The sequence below is a fragment of the Aureimonas sp. Leaf324 genome, assembly GCF_001423245.1.
GTDB lineage: Bacteria > Pseudomonadota > Alphaproteobacteria > Rhizobiales > Rhizobiaceae > Aureimonas.
The window spans coordinates 343,633-357,456 of the sequence record NZ_LMOH01000026.1 but is presented as its reverse complement, the minus strand read 5'-3'; the positions used below and the strand labels follow the sequence as shown (position 1 = coordinate 357,456).

Genomic DNA, 13,824 nt, shown 5'->3' with positions numbered 1-13,824 from the left:
GCAGCTGAGCCAGGGCGCAACCGAACAGGCGGCCTCCACCGAGCGCCTCGGCCAGGGCGCCGGCGAACAGGCGGCGGCGACGGAGCAGGCGTCGTCGGCGATGGAGGAGATGGCGGCCAACATCCGCCAGAACTCCGAGAACGCCTCGACGACGGAAAAGATCGCGGCGCAAGCCTCGACCAGCGCCGAGCGGAATGCGCACCATCGCCGACAAGATCCGGATCGTGCAGGAGATCGCCCGCCAGACCGACCTTCTGGCGCTGAACGCGGCGATCGAGGCGGCGCGGGCCGGCCAGCACGGCAAGGGCTTTGCGGTGGTGGCGTCCGAGGTGCGAAAGCTTGCCGAGCGCTCACAGATCGCGGCGACCGAGATCGGGGCGCTGTCGGGCACGACCCTGAAGATCGCCGAGGAAGCCGGCGGCATGCTGCAGCAGCTGGTGCCGGACATCCAGCGCACGTCGGAACTGGTGGCCGAGATCTCGGCGGCCTGCCGCGAGCAGAACGCCGGCGCCGAGCAGATCAACCAGGCCATCCAGCAGCTCGACAAGGTCACCCAGCAGACCAACGAGACCGTGGTCCAGCTCGACGAGGTGACGCAGCAGAACGCCTCGGCCGCCAACGAGATGGCCGCCACCGCCGAGCAGCTCTCGTCGGAAGCCTCGCGCCTCACCGACCGCGTCGCCTTCTTCCGCCTCGCCGAAGATGCCGGTGCCGCCACCCGAAAGGTCCCGGCGCCGCGCGCCAAGGCCGACGTGCGCCGCCTCCAGGCCGACGTCCGGGGCTTTGCCGAGAGCCGCGCCGGCGCTCCGGCTCGGTCCCCGGCCAAGCCGGTGGCCAAGCCCGCGGTCAAGGGCTTCGACCTCGACCTCGGGGACGGCGACGACAACGGCTTCGAGAAGATGAGCGCCTGACGCTTTTTCTGCCGGCCGCTTCGGCGGCCGGCCGCAGCCCCTCGAGACTTCCAGCATTCCTGAAAGGCAGATCCCGTGCGCCTCACCATCAAGACCAAGCTGATCGGTTCCTTCGGCGCGGTTCTCGCCCTTCTGGGCACTGCCGGCTACTTCGGCATTTCGAGCCTCAGCGCGTCCAACGCGATGATGCAGCGCTTTGCCGAGCGCCCGTTCGTCCAGGTCAACAACGCCAAGGACATCGCGACCGGCGTCGTAGACCTGCGCCGGCTGATGTTCCGCATGTATCTCGAAAGCGACCCGGCCGCGTTCGAGAAGCTGGCCGGCGAGTACGAGGGGCGCTGGGGGCAGATCGAAACCTCGTTCGAGCGTTTCGTCTCCGCGATCGATCCGTCGCGCCAGTCCGAAGTCGCCGATGTGAAGCCGGCGATCGACAGCCTCCGCCAGGTATCGGACAAGGGCATCCCGATGTTCCGGGAGGTGAATGTCGACCTCTCCGATGTCGCTCTCGTCGAGACCGGTTTCCTGTTCGACAAGCTGGTCGCGGAACTGAACGCCCTGTCGGATGGGGGAACCGTCAGCGCGCTCACCGATATGGCGGCTGCCAAGGAGGCGATCTACGAATCGCGGCTCGCCATGGTGTCCGCGCTGGATCTCAGCGATGTCGGCGCGATCGCCGCTCAGCGTGCCGCGCTCGACGACATCGCCAAGGGCTTCGACGCCGCACTGGCGAGGCTGGAGCGCGTTCCGGGCATCGCGCCGGCGGCACTTCAGTCGATCGAGACGAACTGGGCCGCCTTCAACAAGCTCGCGATCGGCTTTGCGGACCGGGGCGTCGACAACATCAACAGCCGCGCGCTCGCATACCAGACGGGGACCATCGTGCCCGAGGCGACGAAGCTCTCCGCCCGCCTCGACCAACTGGTGACGCGCGCCCAGCAGGTCGCCGACCAGTACGTGGCGGACGCGCAGGCAACCTACGTCTCCACCCGCAACATGCTCGTGGCCCTCGTGGCAGGCGCGCTCGCGATCGGCGCGGCGGCCGCCGCCTGGATGGCGCTGACCATCTCTCGCGGCCTTCAGCGCTCGGTGAAGCTTGCCGAGGACATCGGCGCCGGCGACCTGACGCAGACCGTCGCGGTACGCTCGGACGACGAGATCGGCGATCTGAACCGTGCCATGAACGCGATGACCGAGAACCTGCGCGGGATCGTGTCGGAGGTGACCGGGTCGGCAAGCCAGGTCGCCGCCGGCTCGCAGCAGTCCTCGGCGACCGCCGAGCAGCTGAGCCAGGGCTCAACCGAACAGGCGGCGGCGACGGAGCAGGCCTCGTCGGCGATGGAGGAGATGGCGGCCAACATCCGCCAGAACTCGGAGAACGCTTCGACCACCGAATGCGCACCATCGCCGACAAGATCCGGATCGTGCAGGAGATCGCCCGCCAGACCGACCTTCTGGCGCTGAACGCGGCGATCGAGGCGGCGCGGGCCGGTCAGCACGGCAAGGGCTTTGCGGTGGTGGCATCCGAGGTGCGAAAGCTTGCCGAGCGCTCCCAGATCGCGGCAACCGAAATCGGGGCGCTGTCGGGCACGACCTTGAAGATCGCCGAGGAAGCCGGCGGCATGCTGCAGCAGCTGGTGCCGGACATCCAGCGCACCTCGGAACTGGTGGCCGAGATCTCGGCAGCCTGCCGCGAGCAGAACGCCGGCGCCGAGCAGATCAACCAGGCCATCCAGCAGCTCGATCAGGTGACGCAGCAGAACGCGGCCGCCGCCAACGAGATGTCGGCCACCGCCGAGCAGCTGTCCGCCGAGGCCGGCCGCCTCAACGACCGCGCCGGCTACTTCCGGCTGGACGACGCGCGCCAGGCCGCCCGCTCGGCGGCGCACGCCGGCGACGCCCGCGCCCTCCAGGCCAAGGTCGGACGCTTCGCCGCCGCCACGGCCGCGCCGAAGAGCAAGGCGTCCGCGCGGCCGGTCGCCAAGGGCGGTTTCGACCTCGATCTCGGCGGCGACTGCCAGGATGCCGGCTTCGAAAGGATGAGCGCATGAGCTTTGCCGCCGGCTACGACCACGATGCGTCCGGCACGGATTCGCCGGACGAGGAGATCGCGCGCGAGATCTTGACCTTCCGCCTCGGCTCGGAGACGTTCGGCATCCGCGTCGCCCACGTGCGCGAGGTGCTCGACTACAAGCCGATCGCGCGCATCTCCAACGCCCCGTCGATGCTCCTCGGCATGATCGACGTGCGCGGCACCGGCGTGCCGGTGGTGGACCTCAAGTCGAAGCTGCGCATGCGCGGCTTCGACGACGGCGAGCCGACAGGCGACAGCCGCATCGTCGTCCTCGACTTCGAGGCGGGCGGCGTCCGGCGCACGGTGGCGGTGATCGCCGACACGGTGCACGAGGTGACCGAGTTCGCCGCGGAGGACGTCGAGCCGGCGCCCGAGTTCGGCGAGACGTGGAACTCGTCCTTCATGACGGGGCTCGGCCGGCGCGGCGAGACCTTCCTGACGCTGCTCGACCTGCCGCGGCTCTTCGAGGCGGAGCGCTTCGAGTTCGCCTGACGCGAGACGATGCCGCCTCCCCGGCGGCCCCACGCATGCGGGCCGTCCTTCTTCTTCCAGCACCGGACCCGACCATGGCGCGAGCCGCGACCCTTCCGAAAACCGCCCCCGTGTCCGCCGGCGCCCACACGGCGAGCCTCGACGCGGCGACCTTCCGCGAGCTGGCGGTGCTGGTGGACGAGAGCTGCGGCATCGTGATGAGCGACGCCAAGCGGGTGATGCTGGAAACGCGGCTGCGCCGCCGCCTCGTGGCGCGGGGCCTCGAGGACTTCCGCGCCTATCTGGCGCTCCTTCGCTCGCCCGAGGGGCGCGCCGCCGAGCTGCAGGCCTTCACCGACTGCGTCGTCACCAACGAGACCTCGTTCTTCCGCGAGCCGCCGCATTTCGAGTACCTGACGCCGGACGAACTGCGGCGCCTCGCCGAGGGCGGGCGCGAGCGCTCGCTGCGCATCTGGTCGGCCGCGTCCTCGAGCGGGCAGGAGGCCTACAGCCTCGCGATGATCGCCGACGACGCCTCGAACGGCGGCCAGCTCTTCCCGTGGACGGTGACGGCGACCGACATCTCGGTGCGCATGCTGAACGCCGTGCGCGAGGGCGTCTACCACGCCGACGCCGTGCGCAACGTGCCGGCGCGCCTGCGCCAGAAATACCTGACGCCGGTCGGCACGGCGGCCGACCAGGCGATGAGCGTGCGGCCCGAGCTTCGGCGCAACGTCCGCCTCGGCCAGATCAACCTGATGCACGGCGAGTACCGGCCGGGGCAGACGATGGATGTCGTCTTCTGCCGCAACGTCCTCATCTACTTCCAGCCCGACGCCCAGCTCGAGGTGGTCGGCAAGCTCCTGCGCCATCTTCGCGTCGGCGGCCTCCTGTTTCTCGGCCATGCCGAATCCATCCGCTCCACCCGGCTCCCGCTCCGGCTGATCCGCAGCAACATCTACGAGCGGACGGAGTGAGCGCGATGGCGTCCATCAAGGTCCTCATCGTCGACGATTCGGCGAGCGTGCGCACGATCCTGTCGGAGATCCTCAACGCCGAGGCCGACATCGAGGTGATCGCCACCGCCTCGAACCCGTATTTCGCGGCCGAGCGGATGCGCGAGGCGGTGCCGGACGTCATCGTCTGCGACATCGAGATGCCGCGCATGGACGGCATCACCTTCGTGCAGAAGCTGATGAGCCAACGCCCGATCCCGGTCGTGATCTGCTCGTCGCTCGCCGAGGCCGGCTCCAAGATGGCGCTGCAGGCGCTGGAGGCGGGCGCGGTCGAGATCATCACCAAGCCGCGCGTCGGAACGCCCCAGTTCCTGATGGAGGCGAAGACGCGCATCTGCGACGCGGTGCGCGCGGCGTCGAAAGCGCGCGTCGTCGCCCGTACCGCCACGATCGACGTCCAGAAGAAGCTGACCGCCGACGCCGTGCTGCCGCCGGTCTCGGGCCGGCCGATCGACCGCACCACCGACAAGGTCGTGGTGATCGGCGCCTCGACGGGCGGCACGGAGGCGCTGCGCCGGCTGCTCGAGGCGCTGCCCGAGAACTCGCCCGGCATCGTCATCGTCCAGCACATGCCGGCAGGCTTCACCAGCGCCTTCGCGCGCCGCCTCGATGGCCTCTGCCGCATGGAGGTACGCGAGGCGGCGACCGGCGACCGCGTGGTGCCGGGCCTCGCGCTGATCGCGCCCGGCAACCACCATCTCCTCCTCCAGCGCTCGGGCGCCCAGTACCATGTCGAGGTGCGCGACGGGCCGCTGGTGACGCGCCACCGCCCCTCGGTCGACGTGCTCTTCCGCTCGGCGGCGCGCGCGGCCGGCGCCAACGCGCTCGGCGTGATCCTCACGGGCATGGGCGACGATGGCGCCAAGGGCATGCTGGAGCTGCGCCAGACCGGCGCCCACACGCTCGGCCAGGACGAGGGAACTTGCGTCGTCTACGGCATGCCCAAGGAAGCCATGAAGGTCGGTGCGGTGGAGGCCGAACTGCCGCTCGACAAAATCCCCGCCGAAATCCTCCGGTTTGCGGCCGATCCCTCCTTCAAGCCAGCGGCGGCCAAGCGATGACGACACGCGCGAACACACTTTCCAGCGCGGCTCCCGCCGCCGCCGCCGCACCCGGCCCCGGCGACTTCGAGCGGCTCGCCACCGCGCTCGTCCGCTGGACGACGGCGAGCGAGAGCGTCTTCCTCGACGCCGGCGAGCGGTTGCGCACGACGCACGGCCGGATCGCGGGCGTGCGCGAGGGCATCGCGCGCGCGACCGAAATCTTCACCCAGCCCGTGATGGCCGAGGCGCGCGCCTCCCTCGTCGAGGCCGCGGCTAGCGTCGAGACGGCGTGGCAGCTGACCGCCGAGCGGCAGGAGCGGATCGGCGAACTGAACGCGGCGGTCGAGAGCGCCCGCAGCGCCTCCACCTCGCTGAAGACCGTGTTCCGCGTCCTCGACTACATCGTCGTGATCGCACGGGCCCAGGTCGAGAGCATGGCGGGCGCCGAGGTGGACCTCGTGTCCTTCTCGCGCACCGTCGACGATCTCGTCACGTCGGGCACGTCGGTCGCCCAGTCGATCGACGAGCGGATGGGGTCGCTCCGCGCCGCGCTTCAGGAAAGCCGCACCATCGCCGCGCGCGCGGTCACCACTGGCGACGAGCGCGCGCTCGCGGGCGGCTTCCAGGCGCTGATCGACCGGATCGCCGAACAGCAGGGCGCGGCGGCCAAGAGCCGGGACGAGGCGCAGCGCGCCTTCACCGCCGTCTGGCAGGCGGTCGCCGGCGCCGTGATGGGCCTTCAGGCCCACGACATGGCGCGCCAGCGGCTGGAGCACACCGTCCAGAACCTCGAGCGGATCGGGCCGCTGCGGCGCGACGGGTGGCTCGTCGAGGGCGAGGCGCCGCTCGAGCCCGCCCACCGGGAGGCCGCGGTGCGCCGCATCGCCCGGCTCGAGACGGCCCAACTCGACGATCTCGCCGCGACCTACGGCGCGCTGATGGACAAGCTCGGCCTCGACCTTGCCGCGATCGCCGACCGGCTCGACGACTGCGGCGACATTCTGGAAGGCCTGCGCGCGCCGGGCACCGGTACTGAGGGCATGGCGGCGCTGGAGGCGGGCGCCTCGCGCCTGCGGGCCGCGATGGAATCGGGCGCCGAGGCGCGCCGGACGCTCGCCGCCAGCCTGTCGCGCAGCGTCGAGCGCACCGCCCATCTCATCGAGATGACCGACCAGATGACGGGGCTCGAGTTCCACCTCAACCTCGCCGGCCTCAACGCCGCGATCCAGGCCGCCCATGTCGAGGGCGGCGACGAGACGATCGGCTATATCGCCCGCGTGATCCGCGAGCAGTCCTCGCAGGCGCGCGAGGAGGTGGACGTGATCCGCGTCGGCACCGAGCGCGCGGCCGCCGCCACGCAGGACCTCGCCGACCGCCTCCTGCCGGCGATCGCCGAGGCGGAAGCCTCGGTGGACCGCAATCTCACCACGGCCTGCACCGGCCTTGCCAGCGCCGAGGCCGAAAGCGCGCGCGCGCTTGCCGCCAGCGCCGAGGCCGCCGGCGGCATGGGCGACGAGATCCGCGCGGTCCTCGAGATGATGTCGCTGCACGAGGAGGGCACGGCGATGATGCGGGCGCTCTCCGTCGCGATCGCCTCGCTCGCCGCCGCATCCGCGGCCGGCGAACTCCCGGCCGGGGAGGCCGCGCGTCTCGATGCGCTCCTGTGCGCCGGCTACACGATGAAGGAGGAGCGCAGCGTCTTTGCCGCCGCACTCGGGGGTTCGGGCGGCGAGACCACCGCCACCGCTGCGCCCGCCGCTACTGCCCCGGCCGACGACGACTTCGACGACATCCTGTTCTGACGGCGGGCCGCGCCGTTACCAGCCGGGCGCGACCGCGCGCGGCGGGGGAACGAGCCCCGAGCGCGGCGTGAGGTCGCCCGGCGGCCAGGCGAGCCCGTCGAAACCGTCGCCACCCCGCCGCAGGAGCGGGCTCGTGAACGGATCGGCGGCCGCGACGCCTGCCCAGCGCACTGATAGCGTGTCGATCTCGCGCTGCAGCGCGGGCGCGGCCAGCCCGCCGGCGGCCTCGTCCGCCGGGGCCTCGCAGACGAGACGCGCATCCGGCGCGACCACGATGCGGCGTCCCAGCGCCTGAAGCTTCAAAGCATAGTCGGCTGAGAAGAGGTGGCGCGGGAACAGAACGGAATCGAACCCGCCGAGCGCCAGGAAGTCCGCCCGCCGCGTCGCGAACACGCGGCCGCTGACGGCCGACACCTGATGGGCGACGAGAAGGCCGTCGCCGTGACCGGGATCCTCCGCGCCTCGGCCGCGATAGCGCGGGCGCGGCGCGGCGCCGAGGTCGAGCGCGAGGCCCGCATCGACGATATCGCCGGCGCGGCCGATGAGAAGCGGCGCCACGAGGCCGGTCGCGGGATTGGCGAGGCGGCCGAGGAGCTCGTCCAGCCAGCGGTCGTCGAGCGGCGTGACGCCGACCGACAGGAGGCAGAGCGCCTCGCCGGACAATCGCGCCGCGGCATCGCTTAAGCGGCGAGCCGGCGAGCGGCCGGGTGCGGCGCCTTCCGCCTCGACCCCGCCGAGGCGCAGGCGCGCGAGCGCCGCACTGTCGAGGCGCGGCGAGGACACGAGGACCGTCGCCGCGCGGCGTCGGCGCGTCGGCTCCAGCGCCTCCAGGGCGGCGACGACCGCCGCCTCGTCCTGCCAGCCGGCGTCGAGAAGGATCGAGCAGGCACCGGGCAGCGGCTCGCGCCGGACCCTCACGGCGGGAAGGCTCGCGGGCGGGCGCGGCTCGACCGTGGCGGCAAGCCCGCGCGCGACGAGATGCGCGCGCACCGCCGCCGCCAGGCGATCCGTCGCGCCGGGAACAGCGGACGGGACGGTGAAGCCGAAACCCGGCACGTGAAGATGGCGCGCGGTGCCCGAGAGGGCCCGGTCGAGCGGATGCAGGAACAGACGATCGGCGTCGCCGACGCCGGCCTCGAGGGCGGCGAGCGCCGCTTGGCGACGGATCGCGAAGGGCGCGCCCGCGCAGCCCTGCTCCAGGGCGCGCTCGTGGTCGAAGGCGGTGGCGGCGAAGGGCGCCGGCTCGCCGCCCTCCAGCATCAGGAGGCGGTCGCCGAAGGCGATCGCAGCGCCGGGCTCCGAAAGGAGCGCCTCCACCAGACGCTCCGGCCCGCCGGGGCGGGCGAGCGTTCCGGCCGGCATCACCAGCACCGCCTCGCACTCGGCCGCCTCGCCCTCGAGGAACCCTTCGAGATCGGCAGGCTCGAAGCCGCCGTCGCGCGCCGGCAGGACGACGCCGATCCAGTCGCCGAGCGCGTCGAGCGCGGGCGCGGCAAGGCTCGCCTCCGCGCCGTCCTCGCCGACGAGGGCGACCGCGACGGGCGGGGTGCCGAGACGCGGCAGGGAGGAAAGCGGAAACCGCGCCTCCCACCGCGCGACATCGGCGAACGGCACCGCTTGCGGAAACCACCGGTCGAAGCGCTCGCCGCGCAACCGCTCGCCCTCGGTCTCGGCCCGTTCGTCGAGAAGGGCGCCGAGCGTATCGGCAAAAGCGAGGACCGCGACAGAGCCGCCCGGCAGCGGCTGGCCGTCGGCATGAACCTCGACCTCGTGCAGCCGACCGTCGGCGAACTCGTCCGGCAGCCGCAGGCGAAAGGCGGGCTCGGCGCGCAGGTGCCCGCCGCGCCGCACCTCGCGCCAGCGATCGGCGAAGGCGAGCGCGACGATGGCGTCGTCGATGCGCGCCTCGATCCGCGGCGGCGGGCCGTCCGCGGACGGGCGATGCACCCAGCCCTCGAGATCGAGGCCGCCCGGCCAGCGCACCGCGCCCGCCGGGCCGAGCGGCGCCGCGAAGGGCTCGCCCGCGTGCAAGGGGATCGGTGGCCCCACGGGCTCGCCGCCGTTGGCGAGGCGGATCGCGGCCGTCGTCGCATGGGGCAGCACCGCGGGGTCGAGCGCGAACACGAAGCCGTGGCACCCGTCGCCCACCGCCGCGGCGCCCTCGCGCTCCGCCCCGAGCCGCAGGTCGGCGCGCGCCAGCGCCACTGGCACGCCGTCGAGCAGGAGCTCCACGACGAAGCGATGCTCGGGATCGGCGGGATCGGCGGCCCAGCCTTCGATCAGCGTTTCGCCCGTGCGGCGGACGGCGAGGCGCATCGCGCCGTCGTCGGCGGGACGGGGCGGGGTGTCTGTCGTTCCGGCGGACAGGCGCCTACGCCGCGAGGCGACCAGCGAACCAATCGACGATGGCCTGGACGGTGTCTCGCTCATCGCGGCTCCGATCGAGAAGAAGGGACGGGGGGAGGGGATCGAGCGCGCCGTCGCTCCAGTCGACCTGCGCGCCGGGGCGGCCGGTCTCGGCGATGATCCGCTCGAAGAGGGCGAGCGAGGGATCGGCGGGCGGCAGCACCAGCGCGGCGGCGCCCGATGCGGCGGCGACGAACTCGCCGGGCCCGAGCCGGCCCGTGGCCGCGATGCCGCGCCCGATCAGCGCGAGGTCGTCTGCACTGGCGCCGACCACCGCGAGCCGCGCGCCGGGCAGGCGGGCGCGGAGCGCTGCGCCGAGGCGCTGCGCGAAGGCGAGCGAGGCCGGGGCGGGGACGCCCATGACGAGGGCAAGCCGGCCGTCCGTCTCGGCGGGCGGGAGATGCGGTTCGGCTTCCGGCGGTCCCCGGAGCCATGCCGCCGCCGGATCGCCCTCCAGCGCCCAGCGGAGCAAGGCTTCGGTGGCGCGGTCGAGGGCGAGGATCGAGACCGCGCGGTCGCCGAGTTCCGCGCGCCAGGCGAGCGCGTCGGCGGCCAGCGGATGGGCCCCGCCCGGCTGCGGCGTGCCGGCAAGGATCGTCATGGTGCCGCCGAGCGGCCGGATCGCGTCGAGCAGGCCGCTCGGCGGAGGCGCGCCGACGAGATCGATCTCGCCCGGCGCCAGCGCCGCGAGCCACGCTGCCAGCGCGCCGCCCTCCGCGGCCAGGTCGTACCCGAGCGACTGCGGCGCGCCGCCGCCGACGCTTGCGAGGTCCGCCCGGAGCCCGGCGCCCGACCGGCGCCACGTCAGCACCACCGCGCCGGCGGCCGCCTCGCCGAGGCGATGGAGATGTTCCACGAGTACCGCGCTGCCCGCAGGTGCGACGAGGAGGCGCGGGCGGCCGGTCGGCGGGCAGGCCTCCTCCAGCCTCGCCCGTGCCGCCCGCAGCGGATCGGCGCGGCGAAAGGCGGCGCTTTCCGCGCGGATGCCGGGACAGCGGCGACGAAGACGCCGCAGGTTGCGCGCCACCAGCATGGCCTTGTCCGGCCCGAACGAGCGCGAGCCGTGATGAGGCACGAAGAGCGCGGGAGCGGCGACGTTGCGAAACCCCGCCTGCCGCGCCGCCAGCGTCCATTCGAGGTCCTCGAAATAGCCGCGCTCGTAGATCTCCGACGGCGGACCCACGGCGGCGAGGCAGTCGTGGCGCAGGTACAGTGCGAAGCCGATGCCGTTCGGCAGCGCGACGGGCGCGGTGTCGAGGCGCCGCGCGGCGGCATCGAGCCGGGCGGCCTCGGTCTCAAGCGGCAGCGGCGCCGCCTGCCCGAGGCGCGGCCAGCTCGTCCACTCGCCGTTGTTCGACAAGGGTGTTGCGGTGCCGATGTCGGGCGCGGCATAGGCTGCGTCGGCCAGCCGCTGGAGGGCACCGGCCGGCAGGATCGCATCGGCGTTCAGCACCAGCGCGTCCGAGCCTTCGCCGCCCTCGAGGCCGAGCGCTACCGCGCCGGGAAAGCCGCGGTTCACGTCCGTGCGGCGAAGCTCGAGGAGACCGCGTGCGGCAAAGGTCTCGAGAAGCGCGGTGATGGCGGGAAAGGGCGAGCAGTCGTCGACCGCGACGAGCCGGGCGCCGGGGTGGCGGGCGACCTCGAGGACGGCCGCGCGGAGCGCCGCGCGCGTCGCGTCGGGATCGCCGAAGACGGGCATCACCACCCGCACCGGACGACGCGCCGGGATGGCGGTGGGCGGCGCGCCCAGGCGAGGCGCCTCGCGACGGCGCGAGCGGGCAGGGAGCGGGCCTTGCGCCACGATGCGCCCGTCGCGCTCCAGCCGCCAGCCCTCCACCGCCCCGGCCACCCCCTCGTCGAGCCGTGCGCCCGAGGCGCCCGGCGGCAGGAAGCCGAGATGGGGCAGGGGCAGGAGCGTGAAGCGTTGCTCGCCCGCCGGGCCGGGCAGCACGAGGCGGGGCGCGGGATCGCCGCGCCAGATCGCCCAGCCCGTCAGCCGGCCGTCCGCAAGATCGGCGATGAGCGCCGCGTCCTCACCGGCGCGAAAGAGCGCGGCCAGCGCCTGGGCCAGCGCGTCGTCGGCGGCCACGGGATTGGACAGGATGCGCCGGGCGGCGAGGCGCACGCTGTCGCGGTCGGCGGCGAGGCGCAGCGCGATCAGTGCGGCGGCGGGATCGAGCGGGTCGGCGAGGAGGGCGTGTGAGAGCTCGGCGTCGGCCGCCTCGCGCTCGCCCGCCGCCGAGAGGCCGAGCGCCAGAAGCGCGCGCTCGGCCGCCGTCGCGGGCTCGTCCAGCCGCACGCGCCGGCGCAGGAGCGCCACCGCCTCCTGCGGGGCGCCGTCGCGAAAGCGCCGGGCCGCCAGACGCGTCAGCGCCTCGGCGTGACGCTCCGGCAGCGCCAGCGCCGCGTCGCATGCCAGGAGGTCGGTCCAGTCCATCGCGCCTTCGAGCACCGTGATCGATCGCCCTTCCTTGGCAGAACTGGCTGGCGGCGGCCTGACCGGCGGCGCGGGCGGCCGTCGTCTTCACCCTTTGCTTGCCCTGTCCGCAGGTCCCGCTTGCGGCGTCGGCCGGTCGTGGCAAGCTGCAGGCTGACGCAGTGCGCCAGCCGGGATCCCGAGCCATGAGCCAGACCGACGACACGAAGGACACGGGCGACGCGCGCGACCGCTCGGGCGGCTCGTCGTCGTCGTCCGGCTCGAACGCCTCGGCGGCCGCAACGGTCGCCATGTCCGGCAGCATCGCGACCACCGCCACGGCGACGGCCGGCGCCACGGGCTCGGTGGCCGGTGGGGGCGGGTCCCGCGGCGGCGCGGACGGTGCGGGGAGCGCGGGCCCGACCGGTGCCGCGACGAGCACGACCGAGGCCGGTGGCGCGACCGGCGCGGCCGACGGATCGACGGGTGCCGGTTCGCAGGCCGGCGGCGGCATGGCCGCAGGACCCGGCGGCGCGCGGCAGGCGGGCCCGCATGCCGGGCCGGGCGGCGCATCCGCCGGTGTCGGCGGAGCGAGCCTCGGCGGATCGACGGCTGGCGCGGCCGCCGGCTCGGCCGGTAACGGCGGCGGTGCGCCGGCCGGCGGCGGTTCGGCCGCGGCGCGCGACGGCGGCCCCGAGCGCGGCGAGGCTGGCGGCGGGGGCGGCACGGAAAACAGTGGTTCAGGCGATGGCGGCGCTGCGGCCGGTTCCGGCGAGGGCGGAGGCGAGGGCGGCGCATCAGGCGGCGATGGCGGCGGGTCCGGTGGCGGCGGCAGTTCCGGCGGCAGCAGCGGCACGGCGGCGAGCGAAGCTGCCGCCGCCGCGACCGGTGGCTCGGACACCCACGGCTCGTCGGGCTCGACCGCTGGTGGTTCGGGCGGCGGTTCGTCCGGTGCCGGCGTCTCCAGTGGGGCCGGCCCCGGCGGCGGCGCCACCGGCGCGGACAGCGGCACCACGCTCGGCGGCAGTACCACCAGCGGCCTCACGCCCACCGTTTCAATCGACATCGCGCCCGTCTGCTTCCGGCCGGGGACGCGCATCGCGACGCCGGCCGGCTCGGCGGCGATCGAGGATCTGCGACCCGGCGACCTCGTCCTGACCGTGGACGGCGCGGCGGAAGCGGTGCGCTGGATCGGACGCCAGACGGTCCCGGTGCGCGGCAGCGACCCGCTGCGTGTCCTGCCGATCCGCATCCGGGCGGGCGCGATCGCGGACGCCGTGCCGAGCCGCGACCTGTTCCTGTCGCCCGACCATGCGGTCGGTCTCGGCGGCATCCTCGTCCATGCCTCGGCGCTGGTCGACGGCGTCGCTGTCACACGTGAAACGCCGGTCGGCGAGACGATCCTCTATCTCCATGTCGAACTCGCGCGCCACGCGCTGATCCTCGCCGAGGGGCTGGCGGCCGAGAGCTTCGTCGACAATCTCGAGCAACTCGGCTTCGACAACTGGGAGGAGCGCGAGGCGCTCGTGCCGGACGCCGCGCCGGTGGCCGAGATGGACCTGCCGCGGGCGAAGTCGCGCCGGCAGGTGCCCGCAGCCCTCCGCCGGGCGCTGGAGACGCGGGCCACCGCGCTGTTCGTGGACCGGGACCCGCTCGCCGCCTGACGGTCAGGACTTAGCGCAGCGGCA

The 13,824-nt window shown here is 73.7% G+C and carries 10 protein-coding genes; 8 read left to right on the top strand and 2 right to left on the bottom strand.

What is annotated here, in order from left to right; genetic code table 11:
• The first annotated feature begins 194 nt into the window (after positions 1 to 194).
• From ASF65_RS22350 to ASF65_RS16770, 7 genes are all read left to right on the top strand, one after another.
• A complete protein-coding gene (locus ASF65_RS22350) occupies positions 195 to 911 on the top strand; it encodes a methyl-accepting chemotaxis protein (protein WP_055891624.1) in 717 nt (238 codons plus the stop codon).
• Positions 912 to 986: 75 nt separating this feature from the next.
• Positions 987 to 2,372 (top strand): methyl-accepting chemotaxis protein, encoded by a 1,386-nt coding sequence (locus tag ASF65_RS22160; RefSeq protein WP_055891621.1) that lies wholly within the window; start codon positions 987 to 989, stop codon positions 2,370 to 2,372.
• Positions 2,303 to 2,959, top strand: a complete 657-nt coding sequence (locus ASF65_RS22155; RefSeq protein WP_055891619.1) for a methyl-accepting chemotaxis protein — start codon at positions 2,303 to 2,305, stop codon at positions 2,957 to 2,959. Before ASF65_RS22160 ends, ASF65_RS22155 begins: the two co-directional genes overlap by 70 nt.
• Positions 2,956 to 3,474 carry a chemotaxis protein CheW gene (locus tag ASF65_RS16785; RefSeq protein WP_055891616.1) on the top strand — a complete coding sequence of 173 codons (519 nt, stop codon included), beginning with the start codon at positions 2,956 to 2,958 and terminating at the stop codon, positions 3,472 to 3,474. The genes ASF65_RS22155 and ASF65_RS16785 overlap by 4 nt, the downstream gene beginning before the upstream one ends.
• Positions 3,475 to 3,548: 74 nt before the next feature.
• Complete coding sequence (locus ASF65_RS16780) at positions 3,549 to 4,430, top strand: CheR family methyltransferase (RefSeq protein WP_162239505.1); 882 nt, start codon at positions 3,549 to 3,551, stop codon at positions 4,428 to 4,430.
• A gap of 5 nt (positions 4,431 to 4,435) precedes the next feature.
• Positions 4,436 to 5,530 carry a chemotaxis response regulator protein-glutamate methylesterase gene (locus ASF65_RS16775; RefSeq protein ID WP_055891611.1) on the top strand — a complete coding sequence of 365 codons (1,095 nt, stop codon included), beginning with the start codon at positions 4,436 to 4,438 and terminating at the stop codon, positions 5,528 to 5,530.
• Complete coding sequence (locus ASF65_RS16770) at positions 5,527 to 7,314, top strand: hypothetical protein (RefSeq protein ID WP_055891608.1); 1,788 nt, start codon at positions 5,527 to 5,529, stop codon at positions 7,312 to 7,314. Before ASF65_RS16775 ends, ASF65_RS16770 begins: the two co-directional genes overlap by 4 nt.
• Before the next feature lie 15 nt (positions 7,315 to 7,329).
• Here ASF65_RS16770 and ASF65_RS16765 read toward each other — a convergent pair whose 3' ends face one another.
• A complete protein-coding gene (locus ASF65_RS16765) occupies positions 7,330 to 9,630 on the bottom strand; it encodes a hypothetical protein (RefSeq protein ID WP_055891606.1) in 2,301 nt (766 codons plus the stop codon).
• A gap of 55 nt (positions 9,631 to 9,685) precedes the next feature.
• On the bottom strand, positions 9,686 to 12,157 hold the full coding sequence (locus tag ASF65_RS16760) for a glycosyltransferase (protein ID WP_055891604.1): 2,472 nt from the start codon (positions 12,155 to 12,157) through the stop codon (positions 9,686 to 9,688).
• 185 nt (positions 12,158 to 12,342) lie between these two features.
• On the opposite strand from ASF65_RS16760, the gene ASF65_RS22300 reads away from it, so the two are divergent.
• Entirely contained in the window at positions 12,343 to 13,800 is a 1,458-nt protein-coding gene (locus tag ASF65_RS22300; RefSeq protein WP_055891602.1) for a Hint domain-containing protein, read from the top strand.
• The last annotated feature ends 24 nt before the right edge of the window (positions 13,801 to 13,824 follow it).

What these genes read in the sequence shown, in the direction of transcription:
- ASF65_RS22350 (WP_055891624.1), top strand. Translation starts at nt 195, where the DNA reads ATGCGCACCATCGCCGACAAGATCCGGATCGTGCAGGAGATCGCCCGC.
- ASF65_RS22155 (WP_055891619.1), top strand. Translation starts at nt 2,303, where the DNA reads ATGCGCACCATCGCCGACAAGATCCGGATCGTGCAGGAGATCGCCCGC.
- ASF65_RS16785 (WP_055891616.1), top strand. Translation starts at nt 2,956, where the DNA reads ATGAGCTTTGCCGCCGGCTACGACCACGATGCGTCCGGCACGGATTCG.
- ASF65_RS16780 (WP_162239505.1), top strand. Translation starts at nt 3,549, where the DNA reads ATGGCGCGAGCCGCGACCCTTCCGAAAACCGCCCCCGTGTCCGCCGGC.
- ASF65_RS16775 (WP_055891611.1), top strand. Translation starts at nt 4,436, where the DNA reads ATGGCGTCCATCAAGGTCCTCATCGTCGACGATTCGGCGAGCGTGCGC.
- ASF65_RS16770 (WP_055891608.1), top strand. Translation starts at nt 5,527, where the DNA reads ATGACGACACGCGCGAACACACTTTCCAGCGCGGCTCCCGCCGCCGCC.
- ASF65_RS16765 (WP_055891606.1), bottom strand. Translation starts at nt 9,630, where the DNA reads ATGCGCCTCGCCGTCCGCCGCACGGGCGAAACGCTGATCGAAGGCTGG.
- ASF65_RS16760 (WP_055891604.1), bottom strand. Translation starts at nt 12,157, where the DNA reads ATGGACTGGACCGACCTCCTGGCATGCGACGCGGCGCTGGCGCTGCCG.
- ASF65_RS22300 (WP_055891602.1), top strand. Translation starts at nt 12,343, where the DNA reads ATGAGCCAGACCGACGACACGAAGGACACGGGCGACGCGCGCGACCGC.